Genomic DNA, 21,317 nt, shown 5'->3' on the forward strand with positions numbered 1-21,317 from the left:
GAAAGACACCTATATAGAGTGTTCTGTGATTGTTGAGTTTCCAAAAAATACCATTATGAGGCTTTGGTTTCGTGCGGCCAAAAATCGTTTAACTTCGCGTTTGACTTATTTCACATTAAACGCTGTGCACGACACAATTCCGAAAATACAATACAAATGCATAAACTGAAATAAAAAAGCGGTTATTGAGTGCTTCGGAGGATTATGTTGTGAATATTTATTCCGTTATTTGAATTGCCATAAATGTGTGTTACACAGGCACTTAAAATCAAAGTCTCAAGCGGCATTAGTAAAAGGTGCCCCCAAGATACCTACATCCATTTAGACTTCACTCCGTATACATTCACTACAACTTTATTGGGGTTTTTATTTTGTTTTTCAATAACCTCTAGTTCTGTATTAAATGCTTTTTTGTATTTCTCAATAAAGCGTTGGCGCCTAACCTCTTGATTTTGTGGAGTAATTGCAACATTAACGATCGATTCTTGATTGTTAAATCTGACCATGAGCAAACACCTCCTAGTTTATAATATCTTAAAGCTTCTTTATGAAATGGATTTCCGTCTCGGCTATTTGAACAAAATTTGCCGTGTCTTCTTGAATCTTATTTACTTTTTTCTGCTGCGACCATGTTTCGTCCGGATGGTGAGCTAGTACATATACGTAATTTTCACCCAATGCATTAGTTATTTGTATATTGGAATAAATGCGATACTTTTTTGAATCAGAAAGTCCTTTATAATCAAATTGATCAATTTGAGTTTTAATATTAATGTAATCCCTCAATAAAAACATCGCAATATCAATGCCTGATTTACGACCGTTTAAAGCATCTAATTGAGACTCCGATAAAGTTAGGGGGATAGTCATATTCAGACCAGATTCAAGGTATGGGTGTATAAGTTTTATTAATTCAAATGTAAACACATCGGTGTCCTTATAATCCTCTGCATTGATATTATTTAGTTTATCCATTAAGTCAATAAAAATGTCTTCTAACTCTTCGTAATTATCATCATTTTCATTTTCGGTTTTTAAACTAATTCTTGCTTTTGCATATGCGCTAATAATCTGGTTAATTTTGTTTAAATCAAAATTAAAATAGCCTTGAGCAACTAAATTTAGATCATCGCCTTCTCTTACATACGTATAATCGCCGTTAAGTATAATCTTCAAGTTTCTATTGTTTTTGAAAATACGGTATTTGTATCTTTGGACAGATATTACATGTGGAGAAGAGTTAATGAATCTTTCCATTGTATCAGCTAAGGTCTTTTGACGGTAAAAATCATTAAGTTCGGAATAATTTTTCCACAATTCTTTTGTTTCAGAATCAAGTTGTCTTTTTAAAGAAGTAATTATATCGTTTTTGATATTCATTCTGTAAAACACAAGAACTAGAATAATAAGAAAAAAGACGAGATAGGCAGCTCCATTATCCTGCACATGTCTACTAACTTTATTGACTAAATCGCTACTAATAGTAAAACCGACTGAAATAACGGCCAAAATTAAACTAACGATGTTTAAAAAGTTAAGAGAATTAATACCAAACGGAATGTTTTTCTGTTTTATTGATAATATCCAATTCACTATTAAATTCCTGAAAAACAGGAAAGTTAAAATCCCAAAAAGAGTAAGTATTACTATGCTCCAAACCATCTTACCTCTCCAATTCCTGTAATGAACAACCTTTGCCTCTTCACTTCAAAACCGATGTTTTATTTGAGTAATTCCTTAAAGAAGTCCCAAATAAACAAAAAGAAGGATTCTCTCCAAGAAATACTTGGCAGACTGGAGCATAATCCCTATGACTATTATATAACAAAAGAGACAATATGACATCCAAGATATTTATGAAAGGAAGGTACCTGATTACGGCCATGTAAACGATAAACTAATTAGTGTTGGGTGCCTGTGCGCGACACTATTCTGACAATACACTACAATTGCATAAAGAAGTTTAATGATGGTGTTTAGTAGTCGCTTCTTGTATTTTTATAGATTTTATCGAATTGTCATCAATGTGTTTCTCACACCTTTCACTATGTGGAGTAATTCTTGAAAAGTGTGTAAATGACTGCCATCAATTGCCGTATATTTTTGTTCGTTTTCTGTATCGAACGTGATAGAATAATAGACGCAGCGACATACAGCGGATGGGCGGTTTGGCACTCCCTTGAACGAAAGGGGGTGTTTATATGATGACATACGATGCCATGAATATGCTTTTTCAATTTGGTATATTCTTAGCCACAAGCTTAACAGCATTGGTGGCAATCATCGTGATTGTCATCGATAGAAAAAAGTAACCACCCTCCGCTAACTGGCAAGTAAGCAGGGTGGTTACTTCTTATGAAAACTCCTTGATAACCGGCCAACCGCACTTCATGCGGATGTCAGTTGCATTGACTGGGTGTTCACGCACCCGGTCTTTTTTAGTATATGGTTAGTTTATCACATTCATACGAAGATAACACCTGTTAAAAAGATGCCTGTAAGTGTTCCTGTTCACAGCGCTATTCCGACAATACACTACAATTGCATAAAGAAGTGTAATGCCGACATTTAGCAGTTACTTCCTGTATTTTCATAAAATGCGTCGAATTGTTATAAATACAGCGTGCACAGGGCACAGGCATTTAGCATCCGGTGCCCATAACTCATAAAAGTTATTTTATATTATTTATGATCAACTTCAAATATACTTTTGCTTTTACAGCCCAAGCTTTCGGCTTTCTCTATAGCTTTAAGTTCTTTAATTTCTTCTAGTGTTAAATCATTATTATGGGGATCTTCCTGTTGCCATTCATGGTGTCTTCTTTCTTCATAGTGTTTGTTTAGAAAATTATTCACTCCACCTTCTCTGGATACTTCTCTTGCAGCTAAAAAGGGATCACTTAGTTTTAAAAGTGTACCATCTTTTTTACAGAATTTTTCACTATATCTGTTAATGTTATAATCAAATTCAAAGTTAGCCATTCTAACACCTCCGGAGTATTTTGAATATATCTTAGCAACCCGTCAATATTCAGTCAATTGTAAGCCCCCAATAAAATTTCGGGTGCCTGTGTTGAAAAAAGTGATGGGTGCCACGACACCATTCCGGCAATACACTGAAAGGAGTTCCTCGCTGATTTAAATCAGTGAAGAACTCTCCCTAACTTATCCATTTGTCTCTCCCTAGGCTATTTAGTTGATTTTCATATTTTCATCGAACGATTGATTAGCTCCATCACATGATTCTCCAAACTAGAAAGCTTTTCTTTACTATCAGCCATTGATTCGCCTTTTACCGCAAAGTAAAATTTTACTTTAGGTTCCGTGCCTGAAGGGCGTACACACACCGAGGAGCCATCAGCTAATTTAAACTTCAGTACATTCGATTGTGGCAAATCGATCGCTGCTGTAACGCCTGTACGAATATCCGTACACTCACTTGCTGCGTAGTCGGCAATTTCAGTGACCGGTGCGCCGTTAATGACCTTTGGCGGATTATGCCGGAACTTCTCTAAAATCAACGCAATTTGCTTCGCCCCATCTTTTCCTTTCAATGTCAACGAGCGTAGCGACTCTTGATAAAAACCATACTTTTCAAAGATCTCCAATAATCCATCATACAGTGATTTCCCTTGTGTTTTGTAATAGGCGGCCACTTCTGCCATAAATACCGCAGACTGCACCGCATCTTTATCACGCACAAAATCACCAATTAAATACCCGTAGCTTTCTTCATAGCCAAATAAAAACGTATATTCACCCGTTTGCTCAAACTGCTTCATTTTTTCACCAATAAACTTAAATCCCGTCAATGTATCTATCGTTGTCACACCAAAATCAGCCGCAATCATCCGACCAATCTCTGACGTGACAATCGTCTTTAGTACAACGCCATTAGTAGGCAGCCTGCCATTTTTCTGCTTTTGCCCAAGCAAATAATAGAGCATTAACGCCCCAACTTGATTACCCGTTAGCACGACATACTCATTCTCACAATTTTTCACCGCTATACCAAGGCGATCGGCATCCGGATCGGTTCCCATTAAAATGTCTGCATCAATTTCTTTTCCATAACGAATCGCCAGCTCAAACGCCGCATGCTCTTCAGGGTTTGGTGACTGGACTGTTGAAAAGTTCGGATCAGGGAGTTCTTGTTCTTTTACGACAATTACATTCTCAAAGCCAAACGCTTTAAGCCCAGCACGCACCGGCTTATTCGCTGTCCCATGAAGCGGAGTAAAAACAATGGATAAGTCATTGCCAGCCCGCTCACGCTTCAACTGAATCGAATGAAGCGCGTCGATATAAGCGCGGTCCACTTGTTCCCCTATATAAGTGAGCAGCCCTTTGTCTAACAACTCCTGCTCATCGGCTGCTTCAATCGCCAGCTCGCTGCCCGCCATTTGCACATAGTTAATCATCACATCAGCCGCTGCCGGCGGAATCTGGCCGCCATCTTCACCGTACACTTTCAAGCCATTGTACTCAGGGGGATTATGACTCGCCGTAATCACTATACCGGCATATGCATGCAAATACCGCACCGCAAATGACAATACGGGCGTCGGGCGCGGCTCATCAAACACATACGCTTGAATGCCATGTTTGCCGACTGTCTTCGCTACTTCCAACGCAAACTCCGGCGACATATGGCGGGAATCATAAGCAATCACCACGCCGCGCATCATTGCTTTTCTTCCTTGTTCCACCATATAACACGCTAGCCCTTCAGCCGCTTTCCGGGTGGTGTAAATATTCATTCGATTTGTCCCCGGTCCTAACACGCCGCGCATGCCGCCTGTTCCAAATTCCAGCTCTTTATAAAAGCTGTCTTCAAGCAGTTTCTTATCTTCTTGAACGGTTATTAATTCCTCTTTTAACGCCGCATCCAGCGTTTTATGATTTAGCCATTGAGCTACTTTCGTTTTCCAGGACATATGCTTTCTCCTTTACGCCAATAGTGTGTATAAAAAATAGTCAGACAATAATGTTTATTCTTAATAAGGAACGATTAAAACGAAAAATCAAAAAAAGTGCCTGGGAGTGAACGGTGCAAGAAACTAATACAGCATAGTTCCCTGATGGCGGTGCATATATTGGAAGACTGGTGGATAGAAAGGAGCGGAATGTCACGTGATCATCCGCAAATCACCCGGTTCATCAATCACCCGATGAACCGCAGTTTTGAAAACAAAATACAGGGAGATGAACTATTGGCGCATATTAGGTTGGATCTATCAAAAGCCACCCGTTTTTTGGAAAGTTATAAACTTATGTCTTTTGAACGGACGGTCTTAGCGATCCATCATATCATTCACAGCGAATCTTCTGTCCATAAAGATTATTTGGGATGGGTCAATCTGCCGGACAACACGGACAGGGAGGAGCTTGTCCGGATCCAGGACTGTGCCGCGGCGATCAAGGAAACGAGCGATGTCCTTCTCGTGATCGGGATCGGGGGCTCCTATTTAGGTGCACGTGCTGCGATCGAAATGCTGAACCACAGTTTCCACAATCTGCTGCCCGCCGAAAAAAGGGACACGCCCCAAGTCATTTTTGTCGGCCATAATCTAAGTTCCACGTATATTAGGCACGTGATGGACCTATTGGACGGGAAGGATTTTTCCATCAATGTCATTTCCAAGTCAGGCACGACGATTGAGCCCGCAATCGCTTTTCGGATTTTCCGCAAGCTGCTGGAAGAGAAGTATGGGAAAGAGGGGGCGGCGGCACGGATCGTTGCGACGACAGATAGAAGAAAAGGAGCGCTCAGGGAGTTGGCCGATCTGCAGGGCTATAAGACGTTTGCGATCCCTGCCGATATCGGGGGGCGCTATTCCGTTTTGACTGCGGTCGGTCTATTGCCGATGGCGGTTAGCGGTATTGACATTGGGGAGGTTCTAGCGGGCGCTTTGAAAGCGTGGGACGAGCTGAATGAGCCGGTGCTAGAGCAGAATGACGCATACAGGTATGCGGTCCTGCGGAATGTTCTGTACGAGAAAGGGATGGCAATTGAGCTGTTCGTGGCCTATGAGCCGGGCATGCAGTATTTGGCGGAATGGTGGAAGCAGCTTTTCGGAGAGAGTGAAGGGAAGAACCGACGGGGAATCTTCCCGGCTTCAGCAGTGTTCACCACGGATCTGCATTCATTCGGGCAGTATATCCAAGAAGGCCAGCGCAATTTGTTCGAGACGGTCATTGCTGTGAAAAAGCCGGTGCACGACGTATTGATTGAACCGGATGAACGGAATATAGATGGATTGAATTACCTGGCCGGGACCACAGTCGATTCTGTAAACCGCGAAGCCTTTAAGGGCACGCTAGAAGCCCATGCGGAAGGTGACGTGCCGGGGTTTGTGCTTGAAATTCCTGCAATGGACGCCCACACGTATGGTTACCTGGTCTATTTCTTCCAGAAAGCGTGTGCTATGAGCGCGTGCTTATTCGGTGTCAATCCGTTCGACCAGCCCGGTGTGGAAGCGTATAAAGGCCATATGTTCCGATTGCTGCAAACCGGGCGTTGAGGTGCACGCTGAGGTGCACGCGTAGACGGCCGGCAGTAGGAATGTACATGCATGACGGGGGAATGCCGTACGGATCGCTTCGCACCTTGCCTATCCCTTTCACAAATTACAAAAAAGGGAAGCTGCCGAATAAACGGTTTGCTTCCCTTTTTGTCCTTTACTCACACAGCGTTTTTTTCTTTTGCGATCACTTCATTCATATAAGCGAGCAGCTCGGAGCGAATCCCGCCATCCAGAAGGGCGAAGTCGATCGTCGCTTTAATGAAGCCCGTTTTTTCGCCGACGTCATATCGTTTTCCTTCAAATTCATACGCAAACACGTTTTGGTGCCTATTCAATTGCTGGATGGCGTCAGTCAACTGGATTTCTCCGCCGGCACCGACCTTTTGCTCGTTTAAAAAACGGAAGATCTCGGGCGTCAGAATGTAGCGCCCGACGATCGCGAGATTGGAGGGCGCCTCCCGGGGGTTTGGTTTTTCTACTAGATTCCGGATTTCATAGCGCCTGCCTTCCTGCAATCCGGGTTCGATGATGCCATAACGCTTCGTGTCTTCCCGGGGAACTTGCTGGACTCCGACGACGGATGAACCGGTCTGCTCATGGATGCTGAGCAGTTGGCTCAAACAAGGGCGTCCGCTTTGGACGATATCATCGCCGAGGAGGACTGCGAACGGTTCATCCCCGGTAAAGCTTCGTGCGCACCAGATGGCATGGCCGAGGCCAAGCGGTTCCTTCTGGCGGACGTAGTGTATATTGGCAAGGCCCGAGGAATACTGCACTTTGGCCAACAGGTCCAGTTTCCCTTTCTTCAATAGCGTTTGTTCCAGTTCAGGGGCGTAATCAAAATGATCCTCGATGGAACGTTTTCCCTTGCCGGTCACGATGATGATGTCCTCAATACCGGATGCCACCGCCTCTTCGACGATGTATTGGATGGTCGGTTTATCAATAATCGGCAGCATTTCCTTCGGCTGCGCTTTCGTAGCCGGCAAGAACCGTGTGCCGAATCCAGCTGCTGGAATGATCGCTTTTTTTATTTTCATTAGATCCCTCCGGATAATTGTATTTTTGGCGCTGTTTCCTATGCTTTATGGCGCCCCCGCAATCTCCAAATCTGGTACACCATATTCAGCGTTGCCAAAATGGTGATGTAGGTGAGTACGGTCCAGCCCGTTTCCAAAAATGGCAAAACGGCAGTCTGGACGGCTTGGCTCGTCAGGAACTCCCTTTCGTGAACGCACACATACACCGCGAGGGCGATGAAGAACAGAACCGCGAGTATGCCCTGGGCCAGCTTGCTTTTCGTCTGTCCCCTTTCAGCGCTGTACTGGATGGCCCACCCGTCTTTTTTATTCGTGGATAATTTTCCAAGCCATACATTCACAAAGGTGATCAGGTTGACCCACAGATAGATTTCGGGACTTATCAAAAGAGCTGCGAATATCACATCGATGGGCCGATTCATGGGCGTTTTCAGCGCAAGGATCGTATTCAATATAGATGCGATGACGACAGGTGTGAGCCAGATCCATGCCCAGTGGAACTGGTCCGTTGAAATACTAAGAATCAATAGAAGGATGAATAAAATGCGGATGAGCAGATTCATGAGCGTTTTTATTTGCGCACGCCAAATCTTCCCCATGTGCCTCGAACGGACGCCGATATTTTTATTTGTCAGCAGATCAACGGTTCCGGACTGCCATTTGTTCCGCTGCTGCCGGAACGTATGATACGATCTCATGGCATCCACATAGCAGCGCGCAGTGGGGCTGATCAGCGTTTTCCACTTCTTCTGGATCTGCCACGTCAGGAGCATGTCTTCCACATCACTTTCATCCTGCCAAGGTCCATCCAGCTTGTTTTCGTCAATCACATCTTGCAGCGTTTCGGGGCGGAACAAGGTGGCCTGACCACCTAATACGTATGTGCTGCCGCCGCTATACTGCAGATCCAGCAGCCAGCTTGCCATGTCTTGTTTCTGTTGATGGGTCCACCAGCGCGTCATCGCCCCGCCATACTCGCCGCTTGCGATCTTGGTCTCATAATGGGGGTCGGCTTTCGAGATCAGGCTTTTCTTTTCCGGCATCCTCATCGTGTACTTCGCCATCACCCCGCCAATATTCCGCGCGCTCATCAGACCTTCCCACAACTCGGCTAACGCGCCGGGTGCAAGCCGGCTGTCCGCATCCATTCCGAGGATGGCCTTAATGGAGTTCCGGTAATATTCCTGATAGAGCGTCCGCTTTTTATCATACAGATCCAGTGGATCCCCATAAATGCTCTTCCACGCGGCATTCAACGCACCGACTTTCCGCTGCTTGTTGTTCTTGGTGGTCAGCACCGTCAATTCCAGATTGAATTCCGTCCCCGCTTTCAACGCTATCTCCTCGGTTCGATCCGTACAGTTGTCTGCAATCACAATTACATCCAGCTCGACGTCGGGCGGCAAACACTGGTCGCCTAATCCTGCCAAACAATCACGGATCGATGATTCCTCGTTGTGAGCGGGGATAAATGCAACGATCCGCGGTCTCATAAACGTGTTCCTAACTCCCGGTACACGGTTTGACATCGGCGCTTCCCCCCCATTTCCGCTTTCGAATGGCCCCATCTCCCGCATAGCTACATTGATTCCTCCTGTCGTGTTGTGATGATCGATCAATAACCGGAAACGCTATCTCATGCATGTGTGTGTCATTTTCCCTATCTTAATTTACTGGGGAGCGGGTGGATCTAGAACTTCGGGATTAGAGGAATTTTGTTAGGAGGTGGGGGGAGTAGAGTAAAGGGGTATAAATGCCTACTATGTAGTGAGAGGTGCCCACTAGCGTTGCATAGCTGTAAAATAACTTCCATTTTTTAATGCCTGCCAAGTGTTTGAAAAATGAAAAAAAGGAGTCCCTACTGTAAAATAAAACTGACGACTAAACCAGTTCTATTCTTACAGAAAGGAGACTCCCTATGGGTAGCATAGACCAAAACATAGTTTTTCGTCAATATTTATCGTTGCTTCCGACTCGCACACCGTTCACAATGTGGAGCAATTCTTGAAAAGTGTGTAAATGACTGCCATCAATCCCCGTATATTTTTGTTCGTTTTCTGTATCGAACGTGATAGAATAATAGACGCGGTGACATACAGCGGATGGGCGGTTTGGCACTCCCTTGAAAGAAAGGGGGTGTTTATATGATGACATACGATGCCATGAATATGCTTTTTCAATTTGGTATATTCTTAGCCACAAGCTTAACAGCATTGGTGGCAATCATCGTGATTGTCGTCGATAGAAAAAAGTAACCATCATCCGCTACCGGCTAAGTAGATGAGATGGTTACTTTTTTAAGTTAAACGCTCTTTACCACTGGCCAACCGCACTTCATGCGGATGTCAGCTGCACTGACTGGGTGTTCACGCACCTAGTCTTTTTTAGTATATGCTTATTTTACCACATTCATGCGAAGATAACACCTGTTAAAACGCCGCCTGTGGAGTGCTTATCGAACTTTATCCTCGCACTAGCGGATAAATAAAACTTAGTGAAGGGTGCACAACACTATTCTGACAATACACTACATGATTACAGCCAATGAAATGTACCACCTGTGACAAGCTTTTTACCATCGAATGACAATAAATGTACCAGGTAACGTCAAGCTGTTTACCACTGTCCCCAGCGTGCATGCGTTTCAACGGGGTGGTACATTTAGTGTCATTGTGTGGTAAGTTTCTTGGCGTTATGTGGTAAAAAAGATGTCACGAGTGGTAAAATCGGGTGGCCGTAATCAACTCCGGCGGGGGATAGCGCGAATGGTGAGACCCCGCAGAAAGCGTCCACCTGGAACGGAAAGCAACGGGTAGTAGGATTTTTAACGTTTATCTATAAGAATAACTGGAAGAGGATTCCGTCTTTTCTTCATCAATTTCCATTTCAGTAGAGTGTGCCATTTTCTTTAAAAATAGCCGTTCTGCATATTTTGCATCAACAAGTTGTTTGTGCCGTTTACGTGAGCCAGAACCAATTTTATCAATAGAAATATTGTTGTTAATTGGCTTTATTTGATTAATGATATCTGACACTTTTTTTCTTCTTCCAAACAACATATCCATCACTCCTTTCTTTATTATAACAAATTATTAATCAACTGTGAAACAGACTCTTCAGATGGAATGATTCTTTGATCTACAATCACTTGAAGAATAAAGTTATTATTTGAGCCTTCTGCTTCACTAAGTGTTTCAAAGTGCAAGTAAAAATGGGTGCCTGTGCACAACGCTATTCCGACAATCCACTACAATTGCATAAAGAAGTTTACGCAGGCACCTTTCAAGCCAGATCTATTCATCTTCTTCAACGACTTGTCTGTAGGAAATGCAATAATGACAATACGCCTCGTTTGTTTTCTCTAATGGATTCGGCAGAAATTTCGCCACAACATCAGTTTTTAAAAACCGCGGCGGAACCAGTTTTTCATTCGCATAGTAAGGGAATGAACTATACGAATAATCCTCAAGATTTTTCACCATCGGAACTTGTGTGTCGATCGGGTTGCGGTGGATGTAGCTGCTAATGGCAAGTATGGCATCGGGACCATTGGCATGCTTTGCAAAGTATCGTCTCTGATAAATGCGACCGACGTGGTTGTAGCGCTTGGCGTAATAATCACTATATCGCCGGTTTATACGTGCCATGATTTTGCTGAGCTCGGCTTCTTCGGATTTGATCAGCAGATGATAATGATTGGTCATGATGCAAAAAGCTAGCATTGTAAATGGATATTTGTCGTAGGCGAATTCGATTGCGCGGATCATTTGCATTTGATCTTCTTTTGTTTGGAAAATGTTTTGCCGATTGTTGCCGCGCATGATGACATGGAAATAGGCATTCGGCATCCAGTCACGTTTACGTCTTGTCATGTTACTGTCTCCCCAAAGCTATAGCTTCCTGTAGCGGTGAAGCGCGTAATTTCCATTCGATTGCTTCTTGTAGTGCTGCATCGGTGATCTGATCAAGTCCTTCTAAGTCCGCAATCGTCCGTGCGATCCGGATGATCTTCGTTTGTGTTCGGTTACTCCATTTTTGCTCAAAACAGGTCTGTTGAATGCGACCTAGTTGCTCCTCTGAAAATTTAGCTGTTGCCTGTAAAAGTTGAAAAGGGACAGAGCTGTTCAATTCCGAACTGCCATATCGATTCCGCTGCAGTTGACGGGCCATTTCCGTTCTTTTTCGAATTTCAGCAGATGTTTCCGAAATTCCATCTTGTTGCAATCCGACACTTCTTAACGTCAACACAAAATCGAGCCGATCAAGTAGGGGTCCGGATGCTTTCAGTTGATAGTTTGTTACTTGTTTTGGCGCGCAGGTGCAATATCTTTCATTTGAACCCGCATAGCCGCAGGGACAAGGGTTTGTCGCTGCGATCAAAATGAAGCTTGATGGATACGTGACCGATTGTTTCACGCGGCTAATTGTCACTTCGCCAGCTTCGAGCGGTTGCCTCAGCATGTCTAGTGTCTTTTTTGAGAATTCTCCTAATTCATCCAGAAAGAGAACACCATGATGGGCAAGTGAAATTTCACCAGGTTTGGGAAAAGTCCCGCCGCCAATTAATGAAACTGAAGAAGCGGAGTGGTGGGGATGGCGATAGGGAGGTCGGCTGGACAACCCCCGGGACTCGCGCGCTAAATGATAAATACTATACAGTTCGACCATTTCTTCGGGCGTCAAATCGGGTAGGATCGTATGAAAAGCATCCGCCAACATACTTTTCCCGCAACCAGGAGGACCAGTTAGCAATACGTGATGCCCTCCTGCTGCAGCGATTTCCATCGCTCGCTTCGCTCTTTTATGCCCCCGAATGGAAGAAAAATCTGTTATTGACTGGAACAGAAGTGTTGGTTCTTGTTCTTCAACCATGATTGGTGTAACGGGCTCAAGTGTGAAAGATGGCTGCCCCCGCAAGTAAGAGATGAGTGTATCCATATTGTGAATGGGTACAAGTTCCACATCTGTCGTATGGCTTAAAAAGGAAACGTCAACTGGAGGTAGAATAATACGTTTAAACCCAAGCGCAATGGCCTGTTGTAATGCTGGAATCATGCCGTGGAATTGCATCAGTTCGCAATTCAAGGACAGAGCTGCAATGACACATGTTGAATCATCGATTGGCAAAGGGTTTTCCAACACTTCTTGCATGACAGCGAGCAGCATGGCGCAGTCAAAGCCGGTGCCACTTTTCCGAACATCCGCCGGTGACAAATGAATCGTAATTTTTTTCATGTCAATATCGAGACCAAGGGCGTGTAAACAACTAAGCACACGCTCCTTTGACTCTTTGATGGAAGTATCCGGAAGTCCGATAATGACACACTGTTCTTTATCAACCCGCACGTTCGCCTCAACTTTGACTTTATGTCCTTTCATACCTTCTAATCCTACGCTCATAATGGTGGATGCGATCGTTCTTCACCGCTTTCAAATTTCTCAATTTTCCTTACAATAACTTGAAAATCCATTGAAGACAATTGTCTGAATACAACCAAAGAGGCTACAATTTAATTTTTAATTAAAAAGCGATAGCAAAATGAAATTTTAACTAAGAATAGGGGATGAAATAAAAATTTTGGTGATTTTTACTATGCGTGCTGTACAAGATATGAAAATACCGTATCATTAAAAGACAGCGAACGGAGTGATAACTGATGATTCAATTGAAGAATACGCCGAACTATGCAGGTGTGTATGTGACAGGGGATTGGCATGATTTTAATGAATTATATGACGCATTGCATTTTGTTGTTGGTGAAGAATGGGAGTATGCTGGGTTCGAACAGGTGCGGCTCCGTGTGCTTGGCGTTTGCTATGATTTGCGGCATGCGATGATGGGCGGTCGGGGTGCGCGTTTTGTCTCAAATGGACTGGACCGGGATAAAATGCGTTTTTTGTCGATTGCGGGTACTGAATCAAATATTTATTTACAATTTGAAGTGCTCTGGCCGGAATTGTTGTTTGTTTCTTTCTCATTGAACGAGTTCATCGACAAGACAACACAAACGAAAAAGCTCCATGCTTGGGATCCTACGATTGCGGCTGTCCGCAAGTTTCAGTCAGCAGTTGCTGCATGTTTGGAAGAGACGCTTCCGGAAAGTAAATTTAAAAATTGTAAACGTTATTTCAAGCCGCGTCTTTACGATTCTTTTTATCGATATACGACGCAGTATCTCGATGAGTTGAATATTCAATTCATTGAAATGGATCGAGACAAACGGTTGGCGAATATTAGCATTATGGTGAAGCGGATCAATGAAAAGAATAATCGTTACTACAAGCTAAAGGAAGATGTCGAAGCCTCGGCAAAACACCACGGTGTCTCTACGGACATGATTAAAATCAAAGATGAATATCCGGAAAAGATTCATTGGTGAAAGATTCTTTTTTGATCCATACGATTGCATGATTAGTGTCAGTGTCGGGTGCACGACACTAAACTTTTTGTCTTTTTAAATGCAGTTAAAAAATTTATTTTAGGGTTTATTTTATGCATAATGGGAACATAATAAAAATGAGAAGTGCGCCAACACTTCTCATTGCAACTACTATCGTCAGAGTGGTGGTTGTCTTAGTAGCCATATGTTTCTCTAAGAACCACCCTTAAGCTTGCGACGGCGTAGGGTGGTTTTACTGTCTTCTTTGAAAGGTGCCTGTGCACGACATTATTCATTAATTTAAACATTTATGTTACCAATCATCGCGATTGTTATTGAAAAAAAGTAACCATCCTCCGCTAACTCGCAGTTCACAGGTAACTGGCGGGTAAGCAGGGTGGTTACTTTTTATGAAAACTCCTTGATAACTGGCCGACCGCTCTTTATGCGGATGTGAGCTGCATTGACTGGGGGTTCGTGCAAGCACCCTTCAAATCAAGGTTCTCCCCGCGGTTTTCCGCCCCTCAATTTATTCAAGAGTCCGTTCTGGTAGGCAACGGCTCCGAGAACAATAACAATACCAAGGATCTGAATAAATGACGGTATTTCACCGAAAAGAAGGACGGCAATGACTGCGACGGTAGAAATGGGACTGAGCAACAAGAGTCCGGCAACAATTGTAGAATTCAACCGAACCGAACCATACTGAACAAACGTCCATGCCATCGCTTGCCCTGCTACACCTAAAACAATCATCCAGAACCAGTTCATGCCGGTGATGGGATCACCGAGAGCGGTTTCTGGATTCGGTGGAAGCACGCCATTAACCATCATTCCGTGCGTCAAATCGAATCCACGGTGAGAGAAAAACAACATGACAACCGTTGGCGCTACTAGCTGGGCAAGACTCGCAAATAGCATCGGCTGGATATACTGACCCCTATTGACCTTCGTTGCCTTACGGCTGGCATAGAGGTAGATCCCGTAACAAATGCCGGATATACTACCTTCAATCGTCCCAAGAACGGCGATATTGATTCCATGTATGGTAGTCGGTCCTTCCGTATGCCCACCACCGCCCAAAACACCACCAGACAGAACAACGCCCAGTATCATGATTGGCGCAACAATAAAGAAGCTTCTTGGAACTTTTTCCTTGTCGATTAAAAATGCAAGCGCAGGTAAGATGATAATCTGAAGGTTCAGCAAGATTGAGGCGATACCCGAGCCGACATAGTAGATGGAATAATTCCAAGCCGTAAAGTCAATTCCGAGAAACAGACCTGCGACAATGGAAAGAATGACCCCTTTTTTATTGAGCGCACCGAGTTTTTTTGCTTCCCGAATGGCAAATGGGAGTAAAGCCAGCGCTCCAATCGAACAGCGAAGGATAACAGACGTCGCTGGGTCGAAATTCGATTGTTTCACCCAAGGGGCTGTAAACGCGAGAAAGATGATCCCAATGATGAGGATCAGGTATGCTTTACCAGTTCCCCCTTCTTTATTAACAGCAGTTTGAGCCATTTGTTTCACTCCAAGTAAAATAGATTGTCTAGATGAGTTAAAAACTACCCTCCCCGTCATGGAAACATGAAAAGACTGGATTGTGCGATCTGATTTTTTCTTAGGCGAATGCATGCCATGGATTGTTCATTTCTTGTTTTAACAACACCTAATCTGACGCAAGCGATCTGATATTCACTGTTTTTCCCTAAAGCACCGCGGCACTCACTTTGAGTATGTGCGAATCACTGAAGTTTTACATGCAATTTCCTAATCGTCATATACTGTAGCGTAGGAGCCACATACCACAATGATCCGACAATATAAGTGATCTTCAGACAAGCTCAATTGCTTAAGGTCGATCAGGTCGGGAGAAAACAAGAGGGAACGATAATCCATTGATTTTAGTATGATAAGATGCAGCTTTTTTATGCATGCGGAGTGAAGGGTGCGTGCGCGACGCTATTCAGACAATACACTACAATTGCCTATTAAAAAAAGAGAAGTCAACCACGGCAATCTTTGGTCGACTTCTCTTTCTATTAATCATTCCTCTAGATCTGCAAACCTTGGCATCGCCGACAAAGCACCCAATTTCGTTGCACAAAGTGCGCCGAGTTTGTTGCCAAATGAGACATAGTCAATCCACTCGTCATGTGTTTTTGGCATCCCTTTGATATGAATCTGCCGAAGAATGCCCGCAATAAATGCATCACCTGCCCCCGTCGTATCGACGGGCTCAATCGGTTCAACGCCCACATGTGTCACGTGTCCATCAAGGATCGCAAAGGTTCCTTCTGCGCCGACAGTGATCAATACGACTGGGATGTGATAAGACGCCAGTTTCGCGATGCCGGCTTCAAGTGTTTCTGTTTCAGTAAGGAAATAGAGCTCTTCATCTGTTAGTTTTAAAAGGTCCGTTTCACTGAAAAAAGACAGAATCGTCTCGCGGCAAGTCGTTTCATTTTCCCAACGAAGTGGACGGATATTTGCGTCAAACGATAGCGGTACACCCGACGTTTTCGCTAGTTGGACTGCTTTCCTCGTTGTGTCTAAAGCGGTTGGATGAAACATCGTACCCGAACCAATATGCAATACGGAGGCGTTCTGAAATGCAGTTGCTTCTAAATCGGAAGCTTCCACTTGGATATCAGGTGTCTCGTTGATATACGAGTGAAAAACGCGCTCATTCTCTTCGGTCAAATGGACGGAGACACCGCATACTCGTTTGGCACTCTCCCGTTTAGCGAACGATAAGTCGACGCCTTCTTGACGCAACTCATTCCAGACGAATTGTGAAGTCGCATCGTCTCCGATGACGGTAATGTATGCTGAAGGCGCACCCAGTCTAGCAACGCCTGCCGCCACATTCACCGTTGCGCCGCCAAGGAATGTATTAAAAGTCGTGTTCGTCTGGTCTTTCGCGATATAATCGACAAAGACATCACCATAGATCAGGACATGTTTTTTCTTAGAAACCATTATTGATGTACTCCCCATCAGTTCATTTTTTCAATCGTACCATTCATTATACAAAAAATATGCCTTCCGTGGACTGCTGACTTTTAAAAGCCGGTATCTGTGCAGATGGGGATCACCTACGTCGCTTGCAGAGTGCTGTCCAATAGACTAGTGCACGTCTCCAACACCTCACCCAATCCTGCCATTTTCCAACTTCCTCCGCAGTTTCGCAAGCATTCTTTCCCTTCGTTTTTTAATCCCAGCAACGGTAATTCCAGCTCGTGCCGCGCATTCCGCTTGTGTGAATTCATCGATAAACAGCCAGTGGAGTAATTGCCGCTCTGGCAGTGACAATTCTAGCAATGCAGTGAATAGCTCATCCGACAAACCATTTTTGGGGATGAAGTCGGTCCCGCCAGTTAATTCTAATATTTCATCTTCCATTTGGATTACCTGCTCACTAAAATGATTTTCCTTTTTCAATTCATCCAACATCGCGCCTCGAATGCTGCGATAGGCGTAGGGGGTGAAATTTCCTTTGTTTGGGTCAAATCGCTGCCATGCCTGCCAAAGTGCAATTCGCCCTGTTTGCCGAAAGTGCTCGTAGTCACGATAAATATTTAATGTGCGAATGGATGCAGAAATCATCGGTTCAAATTGCTGTAACACTTCCTCAAAATCCGTCATGGTTTCGGCCTTTCCGACCGTGCACGATACGTTGTATTCCCGGGTGAATTCATCGTAGATGATTGGATAAGGGGATGCGAATGGCCAAACGTGACGTTTGACTTGGGACAAGTTGAAAAATCGTTCGGGGAAGATCATCTATTAACTGGGTCTTTTGGACCGTTTGGTGCATTTGGAAATTTGAACAATGCAAGTAGTAGAGGGCTGTCGTTTCCGAGGGGGGATGCAACGCCATACCAGAAGTACCTGGCACCACGCGACACATTTCAGGTAGAACACTTTGCCGCTGTATCGAAGCGCCATTGCTTCCGATTTCTTTCTCATCTCTCGTCATTGCCCCTGAGGATCGTTCTATGTATTTTGAGCTAGAAATATGTAATGGGAAGAAAGTATTTACTTTGTTGCCATACTAACCGTATAATAAAGTTAGATATAATATATAACTTTAATTTCCAATTGCTTGGCTGGATAAGGCGGTGGGGGAAGGAGAGGGGAAAGATGAATGTGCTGTTGGCTGGATCGTCATTTGGATGATCAGTCTTTGAAGGATCAAAAAATGTTAGAAATTGGGGGATTTCATCATGATTATGCATGTAGTGTTGGGAGATAACGAACATACAGGGGCTTTGATCGAAAAGCTAACGAAACGAAAATTTGAACTCATTACTGTTGTCGATGCAAAATACAAAGGGATGCACCGCAGGGGAGAGGTTGTCTATGCGAATATAGAATACATAAAAAGCTGCGAAGATCTACCGATTGAATTTATATTTTATACTTATGTATGTAAAAGTAGACGGGGAGATGTTGTTTAAAAAGCTTTCTGTGTAAGCGGTTACTTTGATTTAAGATGAATCGATGTGTTTTTATCGAACGTAGCGATGAAAACAGGAGAAAAAGCATGATTTGAAATATAGTTTTAAGGGGTGATCCGTGAGGGGTGACCTCTATTTTGTGTTGATTCTGGAACGGGTTTGAACAGTTGGAAACGTTGGCATAATTCATGTTTGCTTTGAAGTATAGCTTCACAATTTAGCACAATTGTTTATAATAGAGGGAATAGTGCTAAATTTTCAATCTATTAATCTTTATCGAAGGTAGTTTTGAGAAAGAAGGAATGGGTGATTGATGTATGCAGGATCAAATGAAAAATTTGCCTGTATTTAGGAAAGTATTGTTATTCTCATTTATTATTAGCTTTTTTGTCGTTCTCTTAACGGGGGGGATCAGCTTTTTTCTGCAGACGAAACAGATGGAGGAACAGCTTAGAAACCGCATTGTTGAGATGGCTACCTTATGGAGTTCGCAAATCGATCATGAAGAAATCGAACAGGTGAAGGAGAAACAAGATTCAACGCATCCAGCGTTTCAAAGCTTATTTGAAACGATTTCGTTAGTGAATGAAAAGGCTCCATTCTCAGATGCTTATATATTAGCGCCTGAAATTGTGAACGAGAGCGATGTTTACATTCTGGTGAGTTCAAAGAGCTTTGAAAAATTAGGAATGAAATCGCTCACTTATTATGAGCAGAACAAGGCTTTTTTAAAAGGATATAAAGAGGTACTTCAAAACAAGGATGTGACAACCACTCATTTATATCGGGGGGTATTAGGGCTGTGGATTACTGCCTTTGTTCCGATGACGGATGCCAATGGAAATGTAGCGGCAGTCTTTTGTTTGGATATCAATGCTTCCCTCCTCGATAAATTTCAAAAAGAAATCGGTCTTTATTTGATTGTCCTTTTTGTGATCATCATAACAATCGTTTATTTCATTTTGAAAAATGGCTTACGGAAAGTATTGAACCCGGTGAATGAAATCATTTCAGGCTTTAATGAGGTAAGTAGCGGGAATTTTAACATTAAATTAGATTCCGCCAGTCAGGCTGATTTAGGGGTGTTGTTTGAAAGATTTAACTTCATGACGACGAATCTTTCTTTATTGTTTGAACATCTATCGGCAACTTCTGAGCAATTTGGTACGGTCCCAAAAAACATAGGGTCTTTGCATAGATTTGAAGAAGCGATTGATGAAATGGAGCAAATCTTACAGATCTCTAAAATTCAGCGTGAACTTCAGAGAGCAGAAAAAATGAATGCAATTGGACAACTAGCAGCTTCTGTCGCACACGAAATTAGAAATCCAATGACGGTTGTCAAAGGATTTTTGCAAATCTTTTTGGCAAAAGAGGAGATCAGTGAAGAGGAACAAATGTACATAAAGCTGATGATCAATGAGTTGAATCGGGCAGAAACGATTATTAATGATTATCTTTCACTGGCGAAGCCCGATATCGAACAGACTGAAATGATTGACGCAGGTGAAATGGCTTCAAAAGTGTTAGATTTAATGAATTCTTATGCGATGATGACGAATAACATATTACTTGTTTCCGACTTGCAGGACAACGTTTTTCTTGATGGCAATTCAGGCGAATTAAGGCAGGTCCTGATCAATATTTTAAAAAATGGCATTGAAGCGATGAAAGACGGAGGGACGTTAACTTTGCTCGTTTATCAAGAAGAACAATATGGCGTGTTTGAAATTCAGGACACAGGGATTGGCATGAGCGAAGAAGAGTTAGAGCGGCTTGGGACCGCATTCTATTCCTTAAAGGAAAAGGGAACAGGAATTGGGATGATGGTCTGTTATCAAATTATTGACAGAATGAAAGGGAAAATTGAAGTGACAAGCAAAATGGGAGCAGGTACAACTTTTAAAGTTTACGTTCCATTAAGGGAAGAATGAACGCTCGTATTGTGGATGGAAGAATCATCCGACAAACTATTTCCGGGGGGAATCGGTCTCGCCCCGGATGCTGTAATAAGTCATTTTAACTATTCCGCGTATTTAAGTAATTTGAACTATGAAAGAGGTGGAGGCAATGGTAAAGTAGAGATAAAGATACAAGAGGGGTGAAGGCGTTGTGGAACTGTGATTCCAATTTGATCGATCATGAGACATTGGCAGTGACAAGGGCTTTTTCTTTAAAATATCAATCCGTGATTTATAAGAAGAATGGTATTTATTATTCAGAGATGGATCCTTACACATTACTGAATCGCGCGTGTATCCGGTATGCTTCAACGATTGAGGGAAGGGTACAGGCTGCTAAGAAGATTATGCCTTATTTCAAAAAACCGCCGTTTATCATTTCTCCGTATTCGATCGGGGCATTCCCTACAACTGCATCGGATAAGGATGAATGTGTATGGGTGTTTAATCATCCATTTTATGTCACTGAACGCAGAAAAGGGGTTTCTCTTGTAACATTTGTGAATGGCACGGCGATTGAAGTGAAAGTGTCAAAACACACGGTTTTAAAACAACAGCAGCGGCTTCTCACGTTAATGAGCATTTCGAAAGCGTTATCCCAAAACGCGCCAATTGCGGAAAAAGAATTGAAAATGTTGTAAAGAGATCCTTTCCACAAAAGGGTCTTTTTTTGTTAATTGTGTGGGAATTGCGTGAGTGGCTGTCGCCGGATATTAATAGGTTTAAAAATGGTACCTGTACAAGAAACTGAATTATGTACATTACTCCTAATATTTTTATATAAATTTTCGAAATAAAAATATTATATACTGATAGGGAGCATTCCTGTTAGAAGCTTTTTAGGGGACTTGAACATAAAAAGCCCTCTTGGTATGATGCGGGGTGTCAAATCTGAGCGAATTGACCCCTAATTTAGATACCAAGGAGGACTCATTTATGAATT

General features: G+C 43.1%; 19 protein-coding genes. 7 read left to right on the forward strand and 12 right to left on the reverse strand.

Going from position 1 to position 21,317, the window contains the following annotated elements; all coding sequences use genetic code 11:
- Nucleotides 1–311 precede the first annotated feature (311 nt).
- The gene (locus AU377_RS04285; RefSeq protein WP_067404721.1) at nucleotides 312–506 is read right to left on the reverse strand and encodes a hypothetical protein; all 195 of its coding nucleotides are present in this window, start codon (nucleotides 504–506) and stop codon (nucleotides 312–314) included.
- A gap of 28 nt (nucleotides 507–534) precedes the next feature.
- Complete coding sequence (locus AU377_RS04290) at nucleotides 535–1,593, reverse strand: hypothetical protein (RefSeq protein WP_156450375.1); 1,059 nt, start codon at nucleotides 1,591–1,593, stop codon at nucleotides 535–537.
- Nucleotides 1,594–2,201: 608 nt separating this feature from the next.
- On the opposite strand from AU377_RS04290, the gene AU377_RS15720 reads away from it, so the two are divergent.
- Nucleotides 2,202–2,312 carry a putative holin-like toxin gene (locus AU377_RS15720; RefSeq protein WP_253724380.1) on the forward strand — a complete coding sequence of 37 codons (111 nt, stop codon included), beginning with the start codon at nucleotides 2,202–2,204 and terminating at the stop codon, nucleotides 2,310–2,312.
- 370 nt (nucleotides 2,313–2,682) lie between these two features.
- Here the strand turns inward: AU377_RS15720 and AU377_RS04295 are convergent, their stop codons facing one another.
- Together AU377_RS04295 and AU377_RS04300 are read right to left on the reverse strand one after the other, a co-directional pair.
- Complete coding sequence (locus AU377_RS04295) at nucleotides 2,683–2,982, reverse strand: hypothetical protein (protein ID WP_067404727.1); 300 nt, start codon at nucleotides 2,980–2,982, stop codon at nucleotides 2,683–2,685.
- 221 nt (nucleotides 2,983–3,203) lie between these two features.
- Nucleotides 3,204–4,937: a phospho-sugar mutase gene (locus AU377_RS04300; protein ID WP_067404730.1), complete on the reverse strand. Its 1,734-nt coding sequence runs from the start codon at nucleotides 4,935–4,937 to the stop codon at nucleotides 3,204–3,206.
- A 234-nt stretch (nucleotides 4,938–5,171) separates the two neighbouring features.
- Here AU377_RS04300 and AU377_RS04305 point away from each other — a divergent pair, with 234 nt between their 5' ends.
- Complete coding sequence (locus AU377_RS04305; RefSeq protein WP_156450377.1) at nucleotides 5,172–6,524, forward strand: glucose-6-phosphate isomerase; 1,353 nt, start codon at nucleotides 5,172–5,174, stop codon at nucleotides 6,522–6,524.
- Nucleotides 6,525–6,685: 161 nt separating this feature from the next.
- Here the strand turns inward: AU377_RS04305 and galU are convergent, their stop codons facing one another.
- Both galU and AU377_RS04315 read right to left on the reverse strand, forming a co-directional pair.
- Nucleotides 6,686–7,567: a UTP--glucose-1-phosphate uridylyltransferase GalU gene (gene galU / locus AU377_RS04310; protein ID WP_067404733.1), complete on the reverse strand. Its 882-nt coding sequence runs from the start codon at nucleotides 7,565–7,567 to the stop codon at nucleotides 6,686–6,688.
- 38 nt (nucleotides 7,568–7,605) lie between these two features.
- Nucleotides 7,606–9,096, reverse strand: a complete 1,491-nt coding sequence (locus AU377_RS04315; protein ID WP_067404768.1) for a glycosyltransferase family 2 protein — start codon at nucleotides 9,094–9,096, stop codon at nucleotides 7,606–7,608.
- A gap of 615 nt (nucleotides 9,097–9,711) precedes the next feature.
- On the opposite strand from AU377_RS04315, the gene AU377_RS15725 reads away from it, so the two are divergent.
- Nucleotides 9,712–9,822: a putative holin-like toxin gene (locus AU377_RS15725; RefSeq protein ID WP_253724381.1), complete on the forward strand. Its 111-nt coding sequence runs from the start codon at nucleotides 9,712–9,714 to the stop codon at nucleotides 9,820–9,822.
- 576 nt (nucleotides 9,823–10,398) lie between these two features.
- Here AU377_RS15725 and AU377_RS04320 read toward each other — a convergent pair.
- The 3 genes from AU377_RS04320 to AU377_RS04330 form a co-directional block, all read right to left on the reverse strand.
- Complete coding sequence (locus AU377_RS04320; protein ID WP_067404737.1) at nucleotides 10,399–10,626, reverse strand: hypothetical protein; 228 nt, start codon at nucleotides 10,624–10,626, stop codon at nucleotides 10,399–10,401.
- 234 nt (nucleotides 10,627–10,860) lie between these two features.
- A complete protein-coding gene (locus tag AU377_RS04325) occupies nucleotides 10,861–11,439 on the reverse strand; it encodes a transposase (RefSeq protein ID WP_067404740.1) in 579 nt (192 codons plus the stop codon).
- 1 nt (nucleotide 11,440) lies between these two features.
- Nucleotides 11,441–12,946 (reverse strand): YifB family Mg chelatase-like AAA ATPase, encoded by a 1,506-nt coding sequence (locus AU377_RS04330; RefSeq protein ID WP_172794021.1) that lies wholly within the window; start codon nucleotides 12,944–12,946, stop codon nucleotides 11,441–11,443.
- Nucleotides 12,947–13,224: 278 nt separating this feature from the next.
- Between AU377_RS04330 and AU377_RS04335 the strand changes: the two genes are divergently transcribed.
- Nucleotides 13,225–13,947 (forward strand): hypothetical protein, encoded by a 723-nt coding sequence (locus AU377_RS04335; RefSeq protein ID WP_067404743.1) that lies wholly within the window; start codon nucleotides 13,225–13,227, stop codon nucleotides 13,945–13,947.
- A 495-nt stretch (nucleotides 13,948–14,442) separates the two neighbouring features.
- On the opposite strand, the gene AU377_RS04340 is transcribed toward AU377_RS04335, so the two are convergent.
- From AU377_RS04340 to AU377_RS04350, 3 genes are all read right to left on the reverse strand, one after another.
- A complete protein-coding gene (locus tag AU377_RS04340) occupies nucleotides 14,443–15,471 on the reverse strand; it encodes a DMT family transporter (protein ID WP_067404747.1) in 1,029 nt (342 codons plus the stop codon).
- Between the two features lie 525 nt (nucleotides 15,472–15,996).
- Nucleotides 15,997–16,935 (reverse strand): carbohydrate kinase family protein, encoded by a 939-nt coding sequence (locus AU377_RS04345; protein WP_172794022.1) that lies wholly within the window; start codon nucleotides 16,933–16,935, stop codon nucleotides 15,997–15,999.
- 165 nt (nucleotides 16,936–17,100) lie between these two features.
- Nucleotides 17,101–17,598 carry a sigma-70 family RNA polymerase sigma factor gene (locus AU377_RS04350; RefSeq protein WP_067404752.1) on the reverse strand — a complete coding sequence of 166 codons (498 nt, stop codon included), beginning with the start codon at nucleotides 17,596–17,598 and terminating at the stop codon, nucleotides 17,101–17,103.
- Between the two features lie 581 nt (nucleotides 17,599–18,179).
- Between AU377_RS04350 and AU377_RS04355 the strand changes: the two genes are divergently transcribed.
- The 3 genes from AU377_RS04355 to AU377_RS04365 all read left to right on the forward strand — a co-directional run bounded on the left by AU377_RS04355 (nucleotide 18,180) and on the right by AU377_RS04365 (nucleotide 21,015).
- A complete protein-coding gene (locus tag AU377_RS04355; protein ID WP_067404755.1) occupies nucleotides 18,180–18,413 on the forward strand; it encodes a hypothetical protein in 234 nt (77 codons plus the stop codon).
- A 317-nt stretch (nucleotides 18,414–18,730) separates the two neighbouring features.
- Nucleotides 18,731–20,347 (forward strand): ATP-binding protein, encoded by a 1,617-nt coding sequence (locus AU377_RS04360; RefSeq protein ID WP_067404758.1) that lies wholly within the window; start codon nucleotides 18,731–18,733, stop codon nucleotides 20,345–20,347.
- A gap of 176 nt (nucleotides 20,348–20,523) precedes the next feature.
- Nucleotides 20,524–21,015: a competence protein ComK gene (locus AU377_RS04365; RefSeq protein WP_067404761.1), complete on the forward strand. Its 492-nt coding sequence runs from the start codon at nucleotides 20,524–20,526 to the stop codon at nucleotides 21,013–21,015.
- Nucleotides 21,016–21,317 lie beyond the last annotated feature (302 nt).

It is taken from the genome of Sporosarcina sp. HYO08 (assembly GCF_001563475.1).
Lineage (GTDB): Bacteria > Bacillota > Bacilli > Bacillales_A > Planococcaceae > Sporosarcina.

Bases quoted from the DNA above. Each gene is read 5' to 3' on its own strand.
- AU377_RS04285 (WP_067404721.1), bottom strand. From the start codon at position 506: ATGGTCAGATTTAACAATCAAGAATCGATCGTTAATGTTGCAATTACT.
- AU377_RS15720 (WP_253724380.1), top strand. From the start codon at position 2,202: ATGATGACATACGATGCCATGAATATGCTTTTTCAATTTGGTATATTC.
- AU377_RS04295 (WP_067404727.1), bottom strand. From the start codon at position 2,982: ATGGCTAACTTTGAATTTGATTATAACATTAACAGATATAGTGAAAAA.
- AU377_RS04300 (WP_067404730.1), bottom strand. From the start codon at position 4,937: ATGTCCTGGAAAACGAAAGTAGCTCAATGGCTAAATCATAAAACGCTG.
- AU377_RS04305 (WP_156450377.1), top strand. From the start codon at position 5,172: ATGAACCGCAGTTTTGAAAACAAAATACAGGGAGATGAACTATTGGCG.
- galU (WP_067404733.1), bottom strand. From the start codon at position 7,567: ATGAAAATAAAAAAAGCGATCATTCCAGCAGCTGGATTCGGCACACGG.
- AU377_RS04315 (WP_067404768.1), bottom strand. From the start codon at position 9,096: ATGTCAAACCGTGTACCGGGAGTTAGGAACACGTTTATGAGACCGCGG.
- AU377_RS15725 (WP_253724381.1), top strand. From the start codon at position 9,712: ATGATGACATACGATGCCATGAATATGCTTTTTCAATTTGGTATATTC.
- AU377_RS04320 (WP_067404737.1), bottom strand. From the start codon at position 10,626: ATGTTGTTTGGAAGAAGAAAAAAAGTGTCAGATATCATTAATCAAATA.
- AU377_RS04325 (WP_067404740.1), bottom strand. From the start codon at position 11,439: ATGACAAGACGTAAACGTGACTGGATGCCGAATGCCTATTTCCATGTC.
- AU377_RS04330 (WP_172794021.1), bottom strand. From the start codon at position 12,946: ATGAAAGGACATAAAGTCAAAGTTGAGGCGAACGTGCGGGTTGATAAA.
- AU377_RS04335 (WP_067404743.1), top strand. From the start codon at position 13,225: ATGATTCAATTGAAGAATACGCCGAACTATGCAGGTGTGTATGTGACA.
- AU377_RS04340 (WP_067404747.1), bottom strand. From the start codon at position 15,471: ATGGCTCAAACTGCTGTTAATAAAGAAGGGGGAACTGGTAAAGCATAC.
- AU377_RS04350 (WP_067404752.1), bottom strand. From the start codon at position 17,598: ATGACGGATTTTGAGGAAGTGTTACAGCAATTTGAACCGATGATTTCT.
- AU377_RS04355 (WP_067404755.1), top strand. From the start codon at position 18,180: ATGATTATGCATGTAGTGTTGGGAGATAACGAACATACAGGGGCTTTG.
- AU377_RS04360 (WP_067404758.1), top strand. From the start codon at position 18,731: ATGCAGGATCAAATGAAAAATTTGCCTGTATTTAGGAAAGTATTGTTA.